At 41.3% G+C, this 21,633-nt stretch carries 16 protein-coding genes; all 16 read right to left on the bottom strand.

Features of this window, described 5'->3' with window-relative positions:
• Positions 1-170: 170 nt before the first annotated feature.
• A complete protein-coding gene (gene ligA, locus J7R13_RS02895) occupies positions 171-2,318 on the bottom strand; it encodes an NAD-dependent DNA ligase LigA (RefSeq protein WP_208437397.1) in 2,148 nt (715 codons plus the stop codon).
• 143 nt (positions 2,319-2,461) lie between these two features.
• The gene (recN, locus tag J7R13_RS02890; RefSeq protein ID WP_208437396.1) at positions 2,462-4,123 is read right to left on the bottom strand and encodes a DNA repair protein RecN; all 1,662 of its coding nucleotides are present in this window, start codon (positions 4,121-4,123) and stop codon (positions 2,462-2,464) included.
• A gap of 6 nt (positions 4,124-4,129) precedes the next feature.
• Complete coding sequence (locus J7R13_RS02885) at positions 4,130-5,023, bottom strand: outer membrane protein assembly factor BamD (protein ID WP_208437395.1); 894 nt, start codon at positions 5,021-5,023, stop codon at positions 4,130-4,132.
• Between the two features lie 170 nt (positions 5,024-5,193).
• A complete protein-coding gene (gene lpxC, locus J7R13_RS02880; RefSeq protein ID WP_208437394.1) occupies positions 5,194-6,066 on the bottom strand; it encodes a UDP-3-O-acyl-N-acetylglucosamine deacetylase in 873 nt (290 codons plus the stop codon).
• A gap of 208 nt (positions 6,067-6,274) precedes the next feature.
• The gene (gene ftsZ, locus J7R13_RS02875; RefSeq protein ID WP_208437393.1) at positions 6,275-8,044 is read right to left on the bottom strand and encodes a cell division protein FtsZ; all 1,770 of its coding nucleotides are present in this window, start codon (positions 8,042-8,044) and stop codon (positions 6,275-6,277) included.
• A gap of 68 nt (positions 8,045-8,112) precedes the next feature.
• Positions 8,113-9,414 carry a cell division protein FtsA gene (ftsA, locus tag J7R13_RS02870; RefSeq protein WP_208437392.1) on the bottom strand — a complete coding sequence of 434 codons (1,302 nt, stop codon included), beginning with the start codon at positions 9,412-9,414 and terminating at the stop codon, positions 8,113-8,115.
• Complete coding sequence (locus J7R13_RS02865) at positions 9,411-10,322, bottom strand: cell division protein FtsQ/DivIB (protein WP_208437391.1); 912 nt, start codon at positions 10,320-10,322, stop codon at positions 9,411-9,413. Before J7R13_RS02865 ends, ftsA begins: the two co-directional genes overlap by 4 nt.
• The gene (locus J7R13_RS02860; RefSeq protein ID WP_208437390.1) at positions 10,310-11,230 is read right to left on the bottom strand and encodes a D-alanine--D-alanine ligase; all 921 of its coding nucleotides are present in this window, start codon (positions 11,228-11,230) and stop codon (positions 10,310-10,312) included. The genes J7R13_RS02865 and J7R13_RS02860 overlap by 13 nt, the downstream gene beginning before the upstream one ends.
• 237 nt (positions 11,231-11,467) lie before the next feature.
• Positions 11,468-12,448 (bottom strand): UDP-N-acetylmuramate dehydrogenase, encoded by a 981-nt coding sequence (murB, locus tag J7R13_RS02855; protein WP_208437389.1) that lies wholly within the window; start codon positions 12,446-12,448, stop codon positions 11,468-11,470.
• A complete protein-coding gene (gene murC / locus J7R13_RS02850; RefSeq protein ID WP_208437388.1) occupies positions 12,426-13,853 on the bottom strand; it encodes a UDP-N-acetylmuramate--L-alanine ligase in 1,428 nt (475 codons plus the stop codon). The genes murB and murC overlap by 23 nt, the downstream gene beginning before the upstream one ends.
• Positions 13,837-14,973: a UDP-N-acetylglucosamine--N-acetylmuramyl-(pentapeptide) pyrophosphoryl-undecaprenol N-acetylglucosamine transferase gene (locus J7R13_RS02845; protein ID WP_208437387.1), complete on the bottom strand. Its 1,137-nt coding sequence runs from the start codon at positions 14,971-14,973 to the stop codon at positions 13,837-13,839. The genes murC and J7R13_RS02845 overlap by 17 nt, the downstream gene beginning before the upstream one ends.
• Positions 14,963-16,120: an FtsW/RodA/SpoVE family cell cycle protein gene (locus tag J7R13_RS02840; RefSeq protein WP_208437386.1), complete on the bottom strand. Its 1,158-nt coding sequence runs from the start codon at positions 16,118-16,120 to the stop codon at positions 14,963-14,965. The genes J7R13_RS02845 and J7R13_RS02840 overlap by 11 nt, the downstream gene beginning before the upstream one ends.
• Before the next feature lie 130 nt (positions 16,121-16,250).
• A complete protein-coding gene (gene murD, locus J7R13_RS02835; RefSeq protein WP_208437385.1) occupies positions 16,251-17,651 on the bottom strand; it encodes a UDP-N-acetylmuramoyl-L-alanine--D-glutamate ligase in 1,401 nt (466 codons plus the stop codon).
• A gap of 4 nt (positions 17,652-17,655) precedes the next feature.
• On the bottom strand, positions 17,656-18,726 hold the full coding sequence (mraY, locus tag J7R13_RS02830; protein ID WP_004859484.1) for a phospho-N-acetylmuramoyl-pentapeptide-transferase: 1,071 nt from the start codon (positions 18,724-18,726) through the stop codon (positions 17,656-17,658).
• A gap of 12 nt (positions 18,727-18,738) precedes the next feature.
• Positions 18,739-20,169 carry a UDP-N-acetylmuramoylalanyl-D-glutamyl-2,6-diaminopimelate--D-alanyl-D-alanine ligase gene (locus J7R13_RS02825; protein ID WP_208437384.1) on the bottom strand — a complete coding sequence of 477 codons (1,431 nt, stop codon included), beginning with the start codon at positions 20,167-20,169 and terminating at the stop codon, positions 18,739-18,741.
• Positions 20,166-21,617, bottom strand: coding sequence for a UDP-N-acetylmuramoyl-L-alanyl-D-glutamate--2,6-diaminopimelate ligase (locus J7R13_RS02820; RefSeq protein WP_208437383.1), 1,452 nt, complete (start codon positions 21,615-21,617; stop codon positions 20,166-20,168). Before J7R13_RS02820 ends, J7R13_RS02825 begins: the two co-directional genes overlap by 4 nt.
• Positions 21,618-21,633: the final 16 nt, after the last annotated feature.

Raw genomic sequence — 21,633 nt, 5'->3', positions numbered from 1 at the left:
TCACAAATCAAAATTCTTCACAAAATAAAAGAGAACATAACAATCTCAAGAGAAGAAAGAGAGTATCAGCATTCTCATGATAGCACACAAGCGCAAGCAATGTTTTACATGAGATGAATGATAATATTGGTGTATTCATCATTCTTGAAGGAAAAACTTTAAACGTAATGTCACGCAATCAACTGCAGCCAAGTCTCTTCATCTATAACCTCAACACCTAATTCTTGTGCTTTAGCTAACTTCGATCCTGCCCCAATTCCTGCAACAAGAAGATCCGTTTTTTTAGAAAGAGAACCTGAAGTCTTTGCACCTAATCGTTCTGCTAACGCTTTTGCTTCATCGCGTGACATTCGTGCCAAAGTTCCTGTAAAAACAATGATCTTTCCTGCTATTGGTGAAAAATCTGTCATCACGAGTTCTTCATCAAGAGGCGTTACTTCATTCAGCAAAACAGACAAAACCTCGCGGTTATGCGCCTCTTGATAAAAATCAATAATTGAGCTCCCTACTTGTGGTCCGATTCCTTCGATGCTAGTAAGCTCTATCCAAGCCTCATTACCTTGTTCATTTTCCTTATCACATGACATAATCGTTGCCATTGCGGCAGTCTCGAAAGCAAAATAATTTTGATAGGCGCGCGCAAGGCGTCGTGCATTAACCTCACCAACATGACGAATTCCTAATGCAAACAAAAAACGGCTTAAAGGAATTTTTCGGCGCGCATTAATGGCATCATAAAGTTTACGAACTGAAACAGTACCAAAACCTTCCATATTTTCTAAACGTGTCAAAGATTTTTCTTGGCGCCGTTGTAAAGTAAAAATATCAGCTGGTGTATGAATACAAAGCGTCTCGTCTTGAACATGGAAAAAGAACTCCACCTGTTTTTTCCCAAGTCCCTCAATATCAAAGGCATTACGCGAAACAAAGTGACGAATACGCTCAATCGCTTGTGCAGGACAAATAAGCCCCCCTGTGCATCGACGCACAGCTTCACCCACTTCACGAACGGCATGACTCCCACAAGCGGGACATAAGTGAGGAAAAACAAAAGCAGAAGCATCTTTTGGACGCTTTGCAGCAACAATATCAACAATTTGAGGGATCACATCACCAGCACGCTGTACAATCACTGTATCGCCTACACGTATATCACGCCCTTCACGAATTGGCTCTCCTTTATGACCAATTCCCTTAATATAATCCTCATTATGCAAACTTGCATTGGTAATCACCACTCCACCAATGGTAATAGGTGCAAGACGCGCAACAGGGGTTAATGCTCCAGTTCGACCTACTTGAATATCAATGCCTTCCAAAAGCGCCATAGCTTTTTCTGCCGGAAATTTATGCGCAATTGCCCAACGTGGCGAACGAGAGACAAACCCCAAACGCACCTGTAGCATCAAATCATTAACTTTATAAACAATCCCATCAATATCATAACTTAAGGAATGACGAAGCTCTTCGATATCATGATAATATGAAATAATCTCTTTTAATGTCTTAAAAACTTTTGTGAATGGATTGATAATAAAGCCATATTCTCTTAGCTTTTTCATCATCACTATTTGACTTTCTGCCGGCATTTCACTTACTTCACCCCAAGCATAAGCAAAAAATTTAAGCTTTCTACTTGCGGTTATCCGCGAATCAAGCTGTCGTAGCGAACCTGCTGCAGCATTCCTAGGATTAGCAAAAGCTAATTTTCCCTCTCCCTGTTGTTTCATATTAAGCTCTTGGAAATCCTTCCGTTCCATATAAACTTCACCACGAACCTCAAGAATATCAGGAAAATTACCTTGTAATATTTTTGGAATATCATAAATTGTTCGCGCATTCGCAGTGACATTTTCACCTACATATCCATCACCACGTGTTGCGGCCCGCACAAGCCTTCCTTTCTCATAACGCAAAGATAAAGATAAACCATCAATCTTCGGTTCAGCTGTTATTTCCAAAACTTGTGTTTTTGGAAGTCGTAAAAAACGACGAACACGTTCAATAAATTCACTGACATCTTCAAAACTAAATGCATTATCAAGAGAAAGCATAACCTGTGCATGAACAGACTTTTCAAACTTTTCAGAAATAGGTGCACCAACTCTATGTGAAGGAGAATCTTCACGAATGAGCTCTGGAAAGAAAGCTTCAATTTCTGCATTTCGCCGACGAAGAGCATCATATTCTGCATCAGAAATTTCAGGCTGATCGTTAGTATTGTAAAGCAGATCGTGACGTGCAATCTCTTTTGCCAACCACTCCAATTCACTTTCTGCTTCAAGAACAGTTAAGTTTTTAATTGCATCCTTGTTCATAAAATCTATTCCAAATGATAAGCTATGGTCATAAGAATTTCAGCGCCTTATTACGAATAGAATCCAAATAAACACATGCTCACCAATAATATAATTGAAGTGATATAATTGATAAGCGATTAAAATATCGCTTATCAATTTATCTATGCAAGAAGCTTTTGAGCCGCTGCACGCGCCTCTTCTGTAATCTGTTCTCCTGCCAACATGCGGGCAATTTCCTCCGCACGCTCATACGCCTCCATTTTATGAACACCCGTAACAAAGCGACCTTTATCATCACTTTCCATCTTTGAAATAAGAAAATGACTATGTGCTTTAGATGCTACCTGTGGTGCGTGCGTAATAGCAAAAACCTGAATACTTTCTGATAAACGCTGCAACCGTTGCCCAATGGCAGCAGCAACAGCACCACCAACCCCTGTATCAATCTCATCAAAAATCAATGTGGGAGCTGAACCACGATCAGACAAAACAACCTTTAATGCCAATAAAAAACGAGATAGTTCACCGCCAGAAGCCACACTGAGCATTGGTCCTGCTCGTGTACCAGGGTTTGTTCGAACCCAATACTCAATACGATCTATCCCCTCTGCAGTACGTTTTTCAGCATCACTTTGCATTTCAACGATAAATTCTGCTTTCTCCAGTTTCAATGCTGGCAGCTCAGCCATAACACTTTCAGACAAACGATTTGCTGCTTTTCGACGCTTTATTGACAGCGTTTGCGCCAATGTATCATAATCTTTCTGTGCTTGCCCTGCCTCATCTTCTAAACGCATTAACGTGCTCTGAGCTTCCTCAAAGCCAGTGAGTTCAGCATCCATTTTATCACGCAACTGAACCAATTCATCTGCAGAAACGTGATATTTACGAGCAAATCCCCGAAGAGCAAAAAGGCGCTCTTCTATCCGTTCCAATTCACCTGTATCGAAATCCAATGCCCTCATTGCCGTTTCAATACCTTCTTGCGCTGTTGCAAGTGCATGCAATGCTTCATCAATAGATTTCACCACAGGTGCAATCAACGCTTGCGCCTCAGAGATTTTCCGTTCTAAACGCCTCACCAAATTGGAAAGAACTGGAATTGGCGATTTTGACCCCCCTAAAAGATCATCTGCTTCCTTAATATCGGCCGCTATTTTTTCTAATTTCAGCATATCTGCACGACGAAGAGAAAGAGCCTCCTCTTCACCAACTTGAAAATCAAGCTTTTCAAGCTCTTCCACACACGCACGAAGATAATCAGCCTCACGCACAGCATTCTCTACTTTAATACGCTGTTGTTGCAAACGCTCTTCAAACTCACGCCAAATCCGATAGCAGCAACGCAAATTTTCTACTTCATTTTCAAGCCCACCAAAAGCATCTAATAACTGGCGATGTGTCGCAACATCAACAAGCGCACGGTCATCATGCTGTCCATGGATTTCAACCAACATACGGCCAACACTACGCATTAACGCAACACTAGCCACCTGATCATTGATAAAAACACGACTACGACCATCACTTGATTGCACACGCCGTAAAATGATATCGCCTTCATCATCAAAACCATTCTCACGGATAAGCTGACGCACAGGATGTGAAACAGGTACATCAAAAACAGCCGTCACCTGCCCTTGGGCAGCACCATGACGCACAAGCGAAGCATCACCTCGCCCCCCGAGAGCTAGTGACAAAGCATCAAGGAGAATAGACTTCCCAGCGCCCGTTTCACCAGTTAAAACCGATAACCCCGCTGTAAAATGAATATCGAGCGTTTCGATCAAAACAATATTGTGAATCGAAAGCTGTACCAGCATATAAAATCAACGTGCCTTATTCTTACCACCACTCAAAGCATGTGAGATCCAAGAAGATTTATGCTCCTGTGGCGATATGCTATTTTTTTGCAATAAATTATAAGCAAATTTATACCACTCACTTTTGGGATAATTACGTCCTAAAATAGCTGCTGCTGTTTGCGCTTCCGCAGTTAAACCAAGAGCAAGATTAACTTCCGCCAAACGAAAAAGCGCCTCTTCAATTTGATTTGTATCAGAATACTCCTCAACGACCGTACGAAATCTTCTACTTGCAGCAAGATAGCGGCGACCTTCCTCATAGTAACGGCCAATCTGCATCTCTTTACCAGCCAACTGCTCCCGCCCAAAACGTATTTTAGCTTTAGCATCCTTGACATATTCAGAATTCGGATAACGCTCTATGAGAAGCTGCATGGCAGCAATAGCACGTTTCGTATCACGTTGATCTCGCGTAACATCAGGAATTCGACGGAAAGAAGAAAGACCAATAATATAATAAGCATAAGCAGAATCATCTGCCTCTGGATAAAGAGTAATATAGCGCTGAGCCATACTGATTGAATCATCATATTTGCCGAGCCGATAATTTGTAAAAGCCCCCATCACTAAGGATTTACGGCCCCAGTCAGTATAAGCATACTGCTTTTCAATCGTAAGAAACTTTTTTGATGCATCCGCAAGCCGTCCACTATCAAGGCTAGCAAGTGCCTGATTATATAAAACATCTGGTGGATCCATTTTTAAAACATATGCAGATGGACTAAGGGTATTTTTCTCTTTAAATAAACAACCTGCTAACATGCAAGTGCTCCCTAAAAGTATCACCCCCAATACCTTGCATACAATGTTAGATTTTCTATATGCCGTATTTTCAATACATACATGAGATTTTATCATAGTCTTATCCAACCTCCAGAGAATATCACCTTGTAGCAAAATTATTTATTAAAGTTTTCTATACCATATCACTTTAAGATCCACTAACCAATTTAGTAGCTTAGGTCAATCATCCCCTTAAAAATCAAACAAGCAATAAGAAAATCTTTTCAATTTTTCTTTCACGCTACCTATAAATAACTTTCTTCGTAATGAGATTCATCTGCCAAAACAGCTTTCACCAACTGCGAATTAATTCTATGCCCACTACAATAGGAACGAAACAATCCAATAAAAGGTGCCCCCAGCAAAGCGGTATCACCAATAGCATCAAGCATTTTATGCCGCACACATTCATTTTTCCAATAAGGACCATTTGAATTCATAATTTCATCATTAAGATCAATAATAAGGGAATTTTCCAAAGAAGCACCTATCCCCTTTCCAGAAGCCCATAATTTTTCCACGTCTTTGACAAAACCAAAAGTGCGTGCACGTGATAAATTATCTCTAAACCCTTGTGTGGTAAGGTCAAAACTTAAATATTGTTTACCAATAGCAAGAGAAGAAAAAGAAATCGCTACATCAAAACGGCACCCATCAAACGGCAAAAACTCAGCAATTCCACCACCTATTTCAACCCGCAGCGGCTTTTTTATAATGAAATAGGAACGTAATGCATCCTGCTGTACAATGCCAACATCTTCAAAAGCTTGACAATACTGCCATGCAGACCCATCCAAAATAGGGACTTCATGACTCGATACTTCAATAAAAAGATTATCTAAATTATAAGCAGCGATTGCAGCCATCAAATGTTCAATCGTTTCAATTCTGCACTCTCCATGCCCAAGCACCGTTGATAATTCAGTTGCTCCCGTTTGCGATGCATGCGCTTGAAATATTTGCTCTGTCCCATCTAATCCACAGCGCTTAAAAACAATACCATGCCCAGCGTCAGCTGGATAAACCTTCATCACAGACAAACAACCACTGTGAACACCATAGCCCTTAAATGTCACGGCTTTTTTAAGAGTAGACTGATATTTTTGCATCAGCTTCATTCTGTCACTTCATTGTATTGTTTTACGCCTTTTAAAAATATTTATAAAGCCATAAAAATGATATGCATAGCAAATAATAAACCCGCTTATTATAAGCGGGTTTATAAAAAACAGAGTATTTTTTCCAAAGCACAATATATTTCATTGCACAAAGCTTTTACTCATCATAGAAAAAGTCAAATTTTCCCTTTTTCTCACTTCTTTGCGATTAATTTGCTTGACGACGCAAAAACGCTGGTATTTCCAACTGATCCTCTTCACTCATAAAATTACGCTGATCTTGCGGTACGTGGGGGTGCAATTCACCAGAACGGCGTGGAACATAAACAGAAGCATCTTGAGAAAGCGCCTGAGAACTTTTATTATAAACGTGCGTGTCTTGTTGTTGAGAAGATTTCACAGCAGGCTCCAACCTAGCTTCTGGCTCAACTTCCTCGCGATGTGTCAAACTCTGTTTCAAACGCTGCCAAAGATTGCGAGGTCCTTGGTTGGCTAAAGATACCCTTTCACGTTGACCATGAGCAACAGGAGGAAAATCCTTTAACTCAGGCATACGCATAGGTAAACGCGCTTGCATTTGTTGTGCTTGTCTTTGTTGCACTTGCTTTTCTTTCTGCTGTACAACTCCTGACATCTCATCAAGAACATGCGCTGTTGCTTCCATGCTCACTGGCGCAACAATAGATGCCTGAGAACCACGGTTAACTTGCATACGTGGTGCATTTAACATCTGCCCATGCACACTACTTGATCCATAAGGAGCAGCATTCGCACTTCGTGCAGCAAGAGCATCTGCAGGCTGTGCAAAAATTTGACTTTTAGGACGGAATTGTTCTCCAGCCGGTTTACCGTTTTCTATTTCAAGCGCTTCTATCACTTCTACCATTGACTCAGAACGCAAAGGAGGCGACTGAACATGAAAAGAACTCTGCGACATTCCAGGATCGCTCTTACGAATTGGAGCTGCTGGTCTCTGAGCTTGAGGATGAGAAGGCTGAATCACATCACTCATCTCACGATCAATACCCGTTGCAACCACAGATACACGAATAACACCTTCTAGTGACTCATCATCAATGGCACCAAAGATAACATTCGCATCCGCATCCACTTCTTCGCGAATACGATTAGCAGCCTCATCGACTTCAAAGAGAGTCATATCACGACCACCCGTAATGGAAATAAGTAAGCCACGAGCACCACGCATAGAAGTATCATCCAACAGTGGGTTCGCAATAGCAGCTTCAGCAGCATTCAAAGCACGACCTTCACCAGACGCCTCGCCCGTTCCCATCATTGCTCGACCCATTTCATGCATAACAGAACGAACATCAGCAAAATCAAGATTAATGAGCCCCTCTTTAATCATGAGGTCCGTAATAGAAGCAACACCAGAATAAAGAACTTGGTCAGCCATAGCAAAAGCATCAGCAAATGTTGTCTTTTCATCCGCAATACGGAAAAGATTCTGATTGGGAATAACAATCAACGTATCAACAGACTTTTGTAATTCTTCAATACCAGCCTCCGCCGTCTTCATGCGACGTGCACCTTCAAACTGAAATGGCTTAGTCACAACACCAACGGTCAAAATACCTTTTTCACGCGCTGCGCGAGCCACAACAGGCGCTGCCCCCGTTCCAGTACCTCCACCCATACCGGCAGTAATGAAAACCATATGGGAATCTGCCAGATGGTCGATAATTTCATCAATACATTCATCAGCAGCTGCCTGTCCAACTTCTGGCAAAGCACCAGCACCTAAACCTTCTGTAACTGCTGCACCAAGCTGGATAACACGTTCAGCCTTTGACATAGCCAAAGCCTGTGCATCTGTATTTGCAACAACAAAATCAACTCCCTGAAGACCAGCATTAATCATATTATTCACGGCATTCCCACCACCACCGCCAACACCAAAAACGGTAATACGTGGCTTCAATTCCGCGATATCTGGCCGATGCAGATTAATCGTCATTTCCTTTTCCTTCTCATAAGACACCGCAAGCCAAAGCGATGAAATTTAACTTCCCTTTATAGACTTACTTAAAAACTCTCACGCAACCACTGACCAACACGCTGAAAATACCCACGCGCGCCTGTCGATAAATGATTCACTGCAGTCTGCATTGTTCTTTCTTCAAAACCCACCAATTGCGGATAAATCAATAACCCAACCGCAGATGTAAACGCCGCCCCTTTTGCAAGAGAAGGAAGCCTCGAAATACCCAAAGGCCGCCCTATACGAACATTTCTCCCTAATATAGTACGTGCCATCTCTGGCAACCCTGTTAACTGGCTGGCTCCCCCAGTTAAAATAACACGCTTACCAATAATATGACCAAAACCAGAACGATTTAAACAGTCACGTACCATCTCTAAAATTTCTTCAACACGTGCACGAATAATACGACCAAGAACAGCGCGAGGATATTGAGTTTCACGATGTTCGCTCCCAATCTCTGTCACATTAATCATATGCTGCTCATCAGCACTTGTTAGAAGTGCCGAACCATAGACAACCTTTAAACGTTCTGCCTCTGTAAGGGACATAGAGAATCCACGTGCAACATCGAGAGTTACATGATGTCCACCAACTGCAAGTGCATCTGCATGAACAAACTTCCCTTCAAAAAACACCGAAAATGTTGTTGTTCCACCACCAAAATCAATACATGCCGCTCCTAAATGCGCTTCCTCATTCATCAAAACAGCAAGACCACTTGCAAAGGGGGTTGCAACCATTGCCTCAACACTCAAATGCGCACGATTAATACAAGTTTCTAAATTACGCAAAGACGCTGTTTCCGCTGTGACCACATGCACATCCACACCAAACAATTCTCCTGCCATTCCAACAGGATCAGAAATCCCTTTATCTCCATCCAACATATAAGAGACTGGAACAGAGTGCATGACATGACGCTCAGCATCAAAAGCTTTGCGCGAAACATCTGAAAATGCCACGCGCACATCACGCTTGGTTACTTCACGACCGTTCAAACGTACCACGCCATTGATAAGAGCACTTTGTAATCGGCTTGAAGAAAAGTTCACAATCACAGAATCCACCACCAAACCAGCCATTTTTTCTGCCGCATCAACAGCCAAGCGTATTGATTGCTCTGCTGCAAACATATCCATCACAACACCGGATTTGATACCGCGTGAACGCTGCACTCCAAAGCCTAAAATTTCCATAGAATGCGTACGACCATGTAAATAATGCGCATGCTTTAAAGGACGCAAACAAGCAATAAGACAAACAATCTTACTGGAGCCAACATCAAGAACCGTTAAAAAACGTGTTTTACGGCTTCCCACATGATGCGATCTGAGCGACATCATAGGTTTCCTGCCTTTCGCGCTTTCAAAATGCGTTCTTCTTCTGCCACAGCAGCACCACGACGTTCCAAAGCCTCATCAGACAAAGAAACTGTAATGCGATCAACAAGACGTAAATCAACACTTAGAATATCGCGAGTAAAAAGATTCTGCATTGTACCTGTCTTAATAAGAGAAGAAAGTCTTTCAAATGCATCCTTTTCAGGCAACATAACACGCACCCCATTATCCAAGACAAGATCCCAACGCCGATCACCTACACGCACAAAAGCGCGAACACGACTGTACAACTGTGGATATGCCGAAAGCGTTTGAATAAACATTTTAGCAGAGTTCTGCGCACCCTGACCAACCACAAGAGGCAAACCAAGAACGATCTTTCCTTTAAAGGGCACAATGACGCGCCCTGTATGATCAATAATATCCATCATGCCATCATGCTGCCAAATTGCATACGGCTCACGCTCCACAACAGAAATAAGCACTCTGTTAGGATAAATCTTCTGAATATTAACCGATTGAACCCAAGCCTGCTGTTCCAAAAGAGAACGTGCCTTATCAACATCAAAAGTGAATATAGAGGGAGCAGTATCCAGTTCTAAAATTTTCAAAATTTCCTGTTTTACTAAGCGCTTATTACCACTTATATCGACATCGGTGACCACAAAACCAACATCCGATACTACGGTCTTTATAATCATTCCCATATGACCACTTGATGAAAGCCCATAAAGCACCGTAACAAAGAAAAATAATAAAACAGCAAAAGAACCTAAATGACGTGGAATATGGAGTCTGATAAAAACAAACTCAAACATAAACCGAAGAAAACGACGATAAAGACGTGGCAAAGCTGACACTAACGACACCTCCATCAGAATATCTATTTTATTAATATTCAACGCATACACGACGCGTCCTCCACCATCCACTGAACAATATCGCCATAAGTACGACCACTCACTTTCGCAATATCAGGGACAAGAGATGTAGGTGTCATACCGGGCTGCGTATTAATTTCAAGCCAAACCAATTCTCCCGTTTCCTCATCAAAACGAAAATCAGAACGACTAACACCTCGACAACCTATCGCCTGATGTGCTGCTAGAGACATTCTTTGCACATTTTGGTAAATATTTGGTGAAAGTTGTGCAGGACAAATATGAAGAGAACCACCAATTTTATATTTCGAGTCATAGTTATAGAATTGAAAGTGCTGATCAGGGAGAATTTCACAAACATCCAACACCTCATTTCCCAAAACAGCACAAGTAAGTTCGCGACCAGGAATATATTTTTCAACAATCACTTCATCTGCATAAACCCACTCAGCCTCCAAAATATTATGCGGCGGGGCAGATTCATTTCTTTGCACAATCACGACACCAAAACTCGACCCTTCACACACAGGCTTAATCACATAAGGAGGCTCTAGAGGATGTGTTCGCCCCACATCAAAGCGGCTCATCACACGAGAAGGAGCAACAGAAACCCCAACGCTTGCAACAATAATCTTTGCACGCCCTTTATCCATTGCCAGCGCCGACGCCATCACTCCAGAGTGCGTATAGGGAATTTTCAAATATTCAAGAATACCCTGAATACGACCATCTTCACCAAATGGTCCATGTAACGCATTAAAAGCAATATCAGGCTGCAATTGTTCAAGAATAGAAGCAATATGACCATCAACATCTATGCGGCTCACGCGATATCCCTGCGCTTCAAGAACATCAGCACAAGCAGTACCTGAAGACAAACTTACAGACCGTTCAGAGGAAAATCCTCCCATTAATACAGCTATATGCTCATCTTTCATAACCACTTACCCTCATCTGTGTACTATATATAGATTACATAGAAACCACTAACACCATATACGGGAAATGCTAAGATTTATCATTGCGAATCAATAACCTAGCATTTTGCATAATGAATCAGACTCAAAGGCATGACGCAAGAGTTTCTTTGTTAATTTATTGATTCTTAATAGATTTTTTTCATTATCTCTTTGAAATGACTCAATTTTTTATTACATTTTTTTTGTTATATTGAATCAATGAATTAAATGGTCAAAAGAGGAAACACTACGGCCTTGTTCAAATTGACCGAGACGTTGTATTTCCCACTGTAAGAGATGGGCTGAGTGAGCAAAAACACGAGCACGTACTGTTTCTCCCAACATCTCAAGATCATAGCCTGTTGCTTGCCCTGTATTGATCATAAAATTACAGTGCATTTCACTCATTCGAGCTCCACCAATCCGCAAACCGCGGCATCCTGCTTCATCAATAACACGCCATGCAGATGTATTTTCAGGATTTTTGAAAGTTGATCCACCTGTTTTTTCGCGAATAGGCTGTACTGTTTCCCTATGAAGAGCAACTTCATTCATGTCCGCACGAATATTGTCTTTATTTCCTAGATGTCCTTCCAATAAAGCAGCAGTAAAAATAAAATCTTCAGGAACATCGCAATGACGATAAGAGTAGTGCATATCTTTTAAACTCAAGATATGACGCTGTCCTCTACGATCAAGAGCATAAACCTCCACAACACGTGCAGCTGTCTCAATACCATTAGCCCCTGCATTCATTTTAAGTGCTCCTCCAAGACCACCAGGAATACCATGGTAAAAATGAAAACCTGCAATCTCAGCCTCTAAAGCTGCCGCAGCTAAATGTTTACCTGCCGTAGCAGCACCAACCAAAAAACGCTTTGGAGAAACTTGCCGCACTTGCCCAAAGCCTTTAGCTGAAAGACGAATAACAACGCCAGGAATCCCCCCATCACGCACCAGAAGATTAGAACCAATCCCCACAATTGTTACAGGAATAGATTCAGGAGTATTTTGAAGAAAAAGAGCTAAGTCTGCTTCATCAGCAGGCTGATAAAAAAGTTCTGCCAGTCCGCCAGTGCGAAACCACGTCACTTTACGCATATCAACATGAGGCGTAAGTTTGCCTTTTATTCCACTTAACGCCGGTTGCAATCGCGCTAACAGCGCCTCACCATCAATGAGTTGAAAATTTATCATGACTATCAAGTACCGCTAACTGATGAGGCAATGCACAAGCCCACTGTGTGATATTGCCCGCACCAAGAAAAACAACATAATCGCCCGATTTAGCAGAAGTAGAGACAATCGAAACGACATCTTCTAGACAATGAATCAAACGCACATCACGATGACCAGCCATTTGCATGTGTTCTACCAATTCTCTCGCACCAAAACCAGCAACTGGCTCTTCACCAGCCGCATAAACGGGTGTAATCAAAACTGTATCGGCATCATTAAAACAAGAAGCAAAATCATCAAACAAATGATACAAACGTGAATAACGATGTGGTTGCGCAATTGCAATCACACGCCCTTTTGTACTCTCACGCGCTGCACATAAAACAGCTTTTATTTCAACAGGATGATGCCCATAATCATCAAATATTTCAACGCCACGCCAACTTCCTGTTTGCGTAAAACGCCGTTTTACTCCACCAAATTTTGCTAAGCCCTTTTTTATAGATTCATTGGAAATGCCAAGTTCATGAGCAATGGCAATCGCCGCAGTTGCATTAGAAACATTGTGTCGCCCAGACATTGGTAAGATCAAATTTTTCAACTCAGTCTCTCTCCCTGTCTTGCGTGAACGAATAAAAACATCAAAATGCGTTTTTTGACCATCCATCGAAAGATTAAGAAAACGAACATCCGCCTGTGGATTTGCACCATAAGTGATCACCCAACGATCATCAATACGACTAGCCAACGACTGAACCTCTGTATGATCAAGACATAAAACAGCAAAACCATAAAAAGGTACATTCTCTACAAATTGCCGAAAAGCTTGGCGCACAGCACCAAAATCCCCATAATGATCCAAATGCTCAGCATCAATATTGGTAACAACAGCAATATCAGCAGGTAACTTTAAAAATGTACCATCACTTTCATCGGCTTCGACCACCATCCAATCACCTTCGCCCATACGCGCATTCGTTCCATAAGCATTAATAATACCGCCATTAATCACCACCGGATCAAAATGACCAGCGTCCAGAAGTGCTGCTACCATTGATGTAGTCGTTGTTTTACCATGTGTACCACCAACAGCAATTGCGCGACGAAACCGCATAAGCTCCGCAAGCATTTCCGCGCGTCTCACAAGAGGCAAATGCTTTTCTTTTGCAGCAATATACTCAGGATTTGTTTTTTTTATAGCAGTAGAAAAAACAACAACCTCCGCATCTCCTAAATTTTCAGAGCGATGGCCTATATAAACATTAATTCCTTTTCCTCGTAAACGTTCAACATTTGCACTTTCAACTTGATCTGATCCTTGAACTTTATAGCCAAGATTATGAAAAACCTCTGCAATTCCACTCATGCCAATACCACCGATTCCAACAAAATGGATAACGCCTATATTAAGCGGCATTTTCATCAAAAAACTCCTCTTTTATATCTGACAATGATCGCCCCACAATCAACCCTTCAACCATATCAGCAAGGCGACTAGTTGCATGAGGCTGTCCAACTTTTTTTGCAGCAAGCGCTTGTTTTCTTAATAAGTGCGGCGCACAACAAGCTTCTGTTAAGAGAGAAGCGAGTCTTTGTGCGTTTAAATCTTTTTCTAATACAATTTGAGCCCCTCCCACATGTGCAAGCAGTGCAGCATTCGCAGACTGATCATGATCGAGAGCATGAGGATATGGAACCAACAAAGCAGGACGACCAATGACCGCTATTTCACAAACGGATGATGCACCAGCGCGCGATAAAATAAAATGAGATCGCGCCATACGTTCTGCCATATCATCAAAAAAAGAAGCAACTTCTGCTTGCACACCCATCATATGATAGGTTTTTATCAACTCTCCAGCTTCACCTCGAACTTGCTGCACAATCCGCAAGCGTTTACGGTTCTCATCATCCAACAAAGCAATCGCTGCCGGAACAATCTGTGAAAAAGAAGAAGCCCCTTGACTCCCACCAAAAATCAAGAAATGAAATGGCTTTCCACTCGTTGAAGAATGATAAGGGATTTCTGCTGCTTTGAGAACAGCCTCACGCACAGGATTCCCAGTCAAAAGTATTTTATGAGCATAAGTATTATTTTGCGACAACAAGCCACCTGCTATTGCATGCACAAAAGCTGCCAACATCCGATTGGCACGCCCCATAATAGCATTTTGCTCATGAATAAATGTTACACGCCGCGTTAAAGCAGCAACAATAAGAGGAGGAAAGGTAGGATACCCCCCAAAACCACCAACAAGAACAGGACGTAATTTATAAAAAAGCACCAACGATTGCCCCATTCCTTTTAACAAAGCCCAAAATGTTTTTATAAGAGCAAAAGGATGGCGTCCTGTAAATGTTGCCGATGAAAGTATATGTGTATGCTCTTCATCAAAGCAGCGTACAAAACGTTGCGCTCTTCCATCCGTTGCCAAATGAACATCATATCCACGCTGCCTTAATTCAACGGCAAGTGCTTCTGCAGGAAAAAGATGCCCGCCTGTACCACCAGCCACCAAAACAATAACTTTTTTATGAGTCATGAGTGGTATCCAAAACAGAAAGAGAGGAAAAAGCTGAAAGACGCGCTTCTGGCCAACGGCGTGTTAAACTAAGCAGAATGCCCATTGAAAGTGCAATTGCCACCATAGATGAACCACCATAAGAAATAAACGGTAATGTCATACCTTTCGGGGGTATTAAATGAAGATTAACTGCCATATTAATCGCTGATTGAAAACCTATCATCATTGCTATGCCAGTAATACCAAGACGTATAAATGAATCACGCGTATTCAGCGCTATATACAATGAGCGCATAACAATAAAGCCAAAAAGCATCATAATTAAGAGACAGAGGATAATACCATATTCTTCAGCAGCAACAGAAAACACAAAATCTGTATGGCTATCGGGAATGATACGTTTCACAGTTCCCTCTCCCGGTCCTTGCCCAAACCAACCACCATTCAAAATAGCCTCACGTCCTACATCCACTTGAAAGGTATCACCTTCACCTGTCAAAAAACCATTAATCCGTTCACGAACATGATGAAGAAAAAAATACGCCAAAAAAATTCCTACAATACCTAAAATGATAAAGAGGAAAATAACAGTAAGGGGCACACCAGCAACAAAAAACAGACCGCCCCATGTTGCACTTATTAAAAGTGTTTGACCAATATCAGGCTGTAGAACAAGAAGTGTACAACAAAAAGCATAAAGCACTATAGCGAGTGTGTAGCCAAGAATACCTCTACCTCGTATATGTTCTGAAAAAAGCCAAGCAGACATCACAACAAACGCTGGTTTCATAAACTCTGAAGCTTGTATAGAAAAGCCAAACACAGGGATCCACCGTCGTGCTCCCTTTAACTCTGGACCAACGAACAAGGTTGCAACCATAAGAACAAGCGTTACAATAAGCAAAAGAGCACATACACGGCGAATATTACGAAGCGAGAAAAAAGAAACCGTAACCATCGTAAAAAACGCTGGAATACTAAAAATAATATGCCACCGAACAAAATAAAAACTATCAGCAATTCCGATTTTTTTTGCAATAGTGGGGCTGGCAGCAAAAGACAGCATAATGCCAATCCCCATTAAAATCAAACAAGCCGCAAAAATAGAGCGATCAATCGTCCACCACCAATTCGCAATTGGGTCTCTATCTGCACGCGTAACCATTATATCCACTTTATCCTTTTCATAATTCTACTCAAAGTGATACAGTTCCCAACTTTTTAGCAAACACTTCAAAAACTGAATTACACAAAAAAAGATTCTGGAGTATTAACGCAAAAATATTTTTTTAGGTTCATGTTTCTTTTAACTGCATAACAAAAGAAATAAATGCTTCTCCACGTATTTCATAATTTTTAAATTGATCATAACTTGCACAAGCAGGTGAAAAAAGGACCACAACCTCTTTCGCCTTGCAACGCATTGCATCAGCAGCAGCTTCATACACTGCATTTTCCAAAGTTACGCTCATCGAAAAAGGAAAAGCAGATCCAATAACACTGGCAAATTCTTCCGCCGCAGTGCCAATCAAATAAGCTTTGTGAATTTTATGAAAAAAGCTTCTAAGAGAATTAATTCCACCTTCTTTCGCCTGCCCTCCCACAATCCAAAAAATATCATTAAAAGCAGAAAGCGCAGGAGCTGATGCATCTGCATTTGTAGCCTTGCTATCATTAATAAACAAAACCACCCCCATTTTACGCACCTGCTGCATACGATGCGCTAACCCTTTATAACTTGCTAAATGCTTGTTCATATGTGGATCAGTTATTTTTAAAACCTGCAATGTAGCTAACGCCATAAGAGCATTTTGCGCGTTGTGACTACCGCGCAATGCAGGCATATGAGCGAGATCTGCAAGCATCTGACGCTGCCCATAGCGAACAGAAAAGAGTTTAGTCCCATCCGCATAAAAACCATTTTCAACAAAGTTTTCTTTAGAAATTGCTTCAACGGGACGCTCTTCATGAACCAATTGTTGATACAAACCACGACAAGCAGCATCATCAACTGAAACAAAAGCATGAGAAGCCTCAGCAACTAAATGCCTTTTGCTCCGTACATAATGAAAAAAGCTACCATGGCGATCAATATGATCAGGCGCCAAATTCAATAAAAGTCCAACGGTTGGCTGAAGAGAGGGCGTGAGATCAATCTGAAACGATGAGCATTCAATCACATAAATACGTTTTTTAACAAATGGCTTAAGCGTCAATATTGCAGTACCAATATTTCCCCCCATTTGTACATCATAGCCCATCTGTTCCAAAAGATGAGAAAGCAAAGCTGTTGTTGTCGATTTTCCATTCGTTCCCGTAATAGCGACGAACGGAACATCCTGATCGCAAAAACCATGATGTTGTAAAAAATGATTGCGTGCACGAACAAATAACTCAATATCACCGATAATTTCTATATCTTTTTGACGTGCTTTCTCAACAACCCAATGCGGACGAGGATAAGTTAAAGGAACGCCAGGGGCTAAAATCAATGCAACAAACTCAGACCAATCCTCATGTCGAAGATCTCTTGTTGGAATATTTAGCCGACAAGCTGCTTGTACACCTGAAAAATTATCATCCCATGCAACCACATCTGCACCACCACACATCAATGCTTGCGCAGCAGATAATCCGGATTGCCCTAATCCAAACAGAGCAACTTTTTGACCTTTATAACACGTAACAGAAATCACACTTTCACCGCAATTTAAGTGTTGAAAGACCAATCAAAGCAAGAATGATCGAAATAATCCAAAAACGTATTACCACTTGGCTTTCAGTCCATCCTTTTTTCTCAAAATGATGGTGTATGGGTGCCATAAGAAACACACGCTTTTTTGTTAATTTGAAATAACCAACCTGAATAACAACCGAAAAACCTTCCAAAACAAAAAGCCCACCAATAAGAGCCAAAACAATTTCATGTTTGGTTGCCACAGCAACAATACCTAAGAGCCCTCCAAGAGCTAACGAACCTGTATCCCCCATAAAAATAGCCGCCGGAGGCGCATTAAACCATAAAAAACCAAGACCGGCACCAACAACAGCTCCCAATAAAACAGCCAACTCTCCTGTCCCCGCCACATAATGGATTTGTAGATAATCAGCAAAATTTATATTACCAGAAAGGTAAGCAATCAGAGCAAAAGAAAGGGCTGCAATCATCACAGGAACAATAGCTAGCCCATCAAGACCATCGGTCAAATTAACCGCATTACCAGTTCCTACAATCACAAAAGCAGAAAAAGGAAGAAAAAACCAACCCAAGTTGATAAAATAGTCTTTCACAAAGGGGAAAGCTAATCCTGGCGAACTAACTTGTAAGATCACAAAAGCAGCAATAACTGCAATCAAAAATTCCAAACTTAACCGTGCTTTACCAGAAAAACCTTTCTCGGTCTGTTTTGTTACCTTCAGATAATCATCATAAAAACCAATTGCCCCAAAAGAAAGCATAACAAACAACGATATCCAAAAATAAATATTAGATAAATTACACCACAAAAACGCCGATACCATAGTACCGGTTAAAATCATCAGCCCCCCCATAGTAGGTGTCCCAGCCTTTTTAAAATGTGTTTGAGGTCCATCAGCGCGAATTGGCTGCCCCTTTCCCTGCCGCAATTTTAGAGAAGCAATGATGCTAGGACCAAACAAAAATACAATAAGCCCTGATGTAAGCATCGCTGCTATAGTGCGAAAAGTAATGTAACGAAAAACATTAACGCCTGGAAGCCAGTCACTAAATGAAGAAAAAAACAGCATCATAGTACAAGAAACCTATTTAAATGAAAGAGAAACCGTTTTATAGTGATCAAGGAGTGCAACCACAATATCTGATGAATAAAGACTGCGAGATGATTTTATCATGAGCAGATCCCCACTGGAAATTTCTGCAAAAATGAGCGGTAAGATTTTTTCAATATTTTCAGCATAATGAACCCTAACGTATGCGGACAGATCAGTAGCTAAAGACTTCATTGCCTCGCCAAATAAAAAAACTGTATGAGCACCCGAAAGACAGATTGGCTTTAATAAATCACGATGGAATTTTTCACTATAAGCTCCGAGTTCAAGCATATCACCCAAAATAGCAATTCTCCTACCATTCTCCCCTACAGGCCCTGTAGCAAGTAGATCAAGAGCAGCACGCATAGATGCGGGATTAGCATTATAGCTTTCATCAATTAAATGAAATTCACCCCCTCTTGGTAAAGATAGGCGATAACAAACACCACGTCCCTCTTGAAGAGAAAAATGGTTCAAAGAAAGAAAAACAGGTTCCAAATCTACACCAATGGCATCACAAGCAGCAATAACACCTAAACTATTTTGTACAATATGTCGTCCTGGAGCACCAATTTTAACCCCCTTGTCTTGCCCTAAAATACGTACAATCATAGAGGAACAATCGGTTAGAAGACGTATATCTCTGGCCTGATAATCAGAGTTTTCAGCCTCACCAAAGCTTAAGATTTTTTTCACACCACATTGCTTTGCCTTTTGGACCAAATAAGAGAAAAAATCATTATCAGCATTTAAAAGGGCTACACCTTCATCATCTAATCCTTCAAAAATTTCAGCTTTTGCATCCGCTATTTCTTCAAGATTTTTGAAAAAACCCATATGTCCCGCAGCAATATGCGTAACCAAAGCAATATGCGGACGCACCAACTTCACCAGAGGGCGAATTTCGTCTTTATGATTCATCCCAATTTCAAAGATGCCATAATCACTCTCCACAGGCATTCGTGCCAAAGTGAGCGGTACCCCCCAGCAATTGTTAAAAGAAGCAGGATTTGCATGAACTTTTCCAAAATTTGCAAGTACTTGTTTGAGAGCTTCTTTGGTCGTTGTTTTTCCCACGGAGCCTGTTATTGCGATAATCTTAGCTTTTGAACGCTTACGCGCAGCTTGTGCAAGTTTTTCTAAAGCTTGTAAAACATCAGGAACAACAATCAGTGGAGCGGATATTTTTTCCATTTCAGCCAAACGATTTTCTGCAACGATGAGAACACCTGCTCCTCGCGCATAAGCTTGCGCAGCAAAATCGTGACCATCAAGACGATGTCCTTTAATACAGAAAAAAATGTCACCTTCTGCAAGAGTACGACTATCAATGGAAATCCCAGAAAAATTTTCTGGCATACACCCCACGAAAAAGCCATTTACTGCGGCAACAAGTGCTTGTTTATCCCATAAAGCTGTCATCTATTACGTTCCTGCAACGCATCAATCACTTTCAAGCGATCTGAAAAAGGATATGTTTTTTCCCCTATAATTTGACCATCCTCATGACCTTTCCCAGCAATAATTAATGTATCCCCTGCTTTTAAAAGCCCCACCGCATGAGAAATAGCTTCACCACGATCTGCTATTTCTATTGCTCTTGGCGCTGCTTGTAAAATATCCTTGCGGATTTTTTCTGGCATTTCAGTGCGAGGATTATCATCCGTTACAATAACAATATCAGCCTTATTTTCTGCAATTTTTCCCATCAAAGGCCTTTTTCCTTGATCACGATCACCTCCGCAACCAAAAACAAGGATTAAACGTCCTTGTGTAAAGGGACGAACAGAAAGTAAGACCTGCTCCAAAGCTTCTGGTTTATGCGCATAGTCTATATAAACAGGAGCATTATTTTCTGTCTTTCCAACCAATTCCAATCGCCCAGGTGCTCCCTGCAAAGTTTCAAGCGAATGAAAAACCTTATCAGGAGAGATACCTGTTACAATTGCTAATCCCGCTGCCATAAGCGCATTGGTCACTTGAAAGTCTCCAGCGAGAGGCAAATCAAATGTATAAATATTGTTTTCAAAACGACATTCAACACACTGTTTCGAACGTTGGTGTTCAATACGATTAATGGTGATAAATTGCCCTTTACGCCCAATTGTTAAAACACGACGGCGCGCTTTCGTGACAGTATCAATAACCTTTTGCGAATAAACATCATCTGCAAAAATGAGAGCAGGCGCATCTTGAGGCAAAAGCGTATCAAACAACCTCATTTTAGCACGCAAATAGTCCTCTACGCACGTGTGATAATCCATATGATCACGCCCTAAATTGGTAAAAGCACCAGCAGTTAAACGTACCCCGTCAAGTCGGCTTTGATCAAGTCCATGCGAAGATGCTTCAAGGGCTGCATGTGTAACTCCTTCATGAGCAATTTCAGAAAGTAAACGTTGCAAGACTACCGGATCAGGTGTTGTAAGAGAACCATAATCATTCCGGTTAGGAGAAATAACACCCACCGTCCCTATACTAGCAGCACATAAACCAACATGATTCCAAATTTGCCGGACAAAAGAGACAACGGATGTTTTACCACTTGTCCCTGTCACAGCTACAACCGTTTCAGGTTGAGAACCGTAAAAACATGCAGCTGCTCTCGCTAAACTATGACGGACATCACAAACACGTAAAACGGGAACAGGTAAATCTTCAAAAACAACATTATGATCTGTAACAATTGCTTGTGCACCACGCTTTAGTGCATCATTTATATAGTGTCTGCCATCACCTTGATTTCCTTGAACAGCGACAAAAACATAGCCCGGAAAAACTTGCCGAGAATCTGCACTTATTCCTGTTATTTCCATTGAAGAAAGGTTCTCATCTTCAACACATTCTGTAAAAACTTTTCCAAACAACATGATAGCGCACCTTTAT

Origin of the sequence: Bartonella taylorii 8TBB, from assembly GCF_902825155.1 — a bacterium.
Lineage (GTDB): Bacteria > Pseudomonadota > Alphaproteobacteria > Rhizobiales > Rhizobiaceae > Bartonella > Bartonella taylorii_A.
Note: the sequence above shows the minus strand (reverse complement) of the source record. Positions and strands in the feature narration are given on the sequence as shown.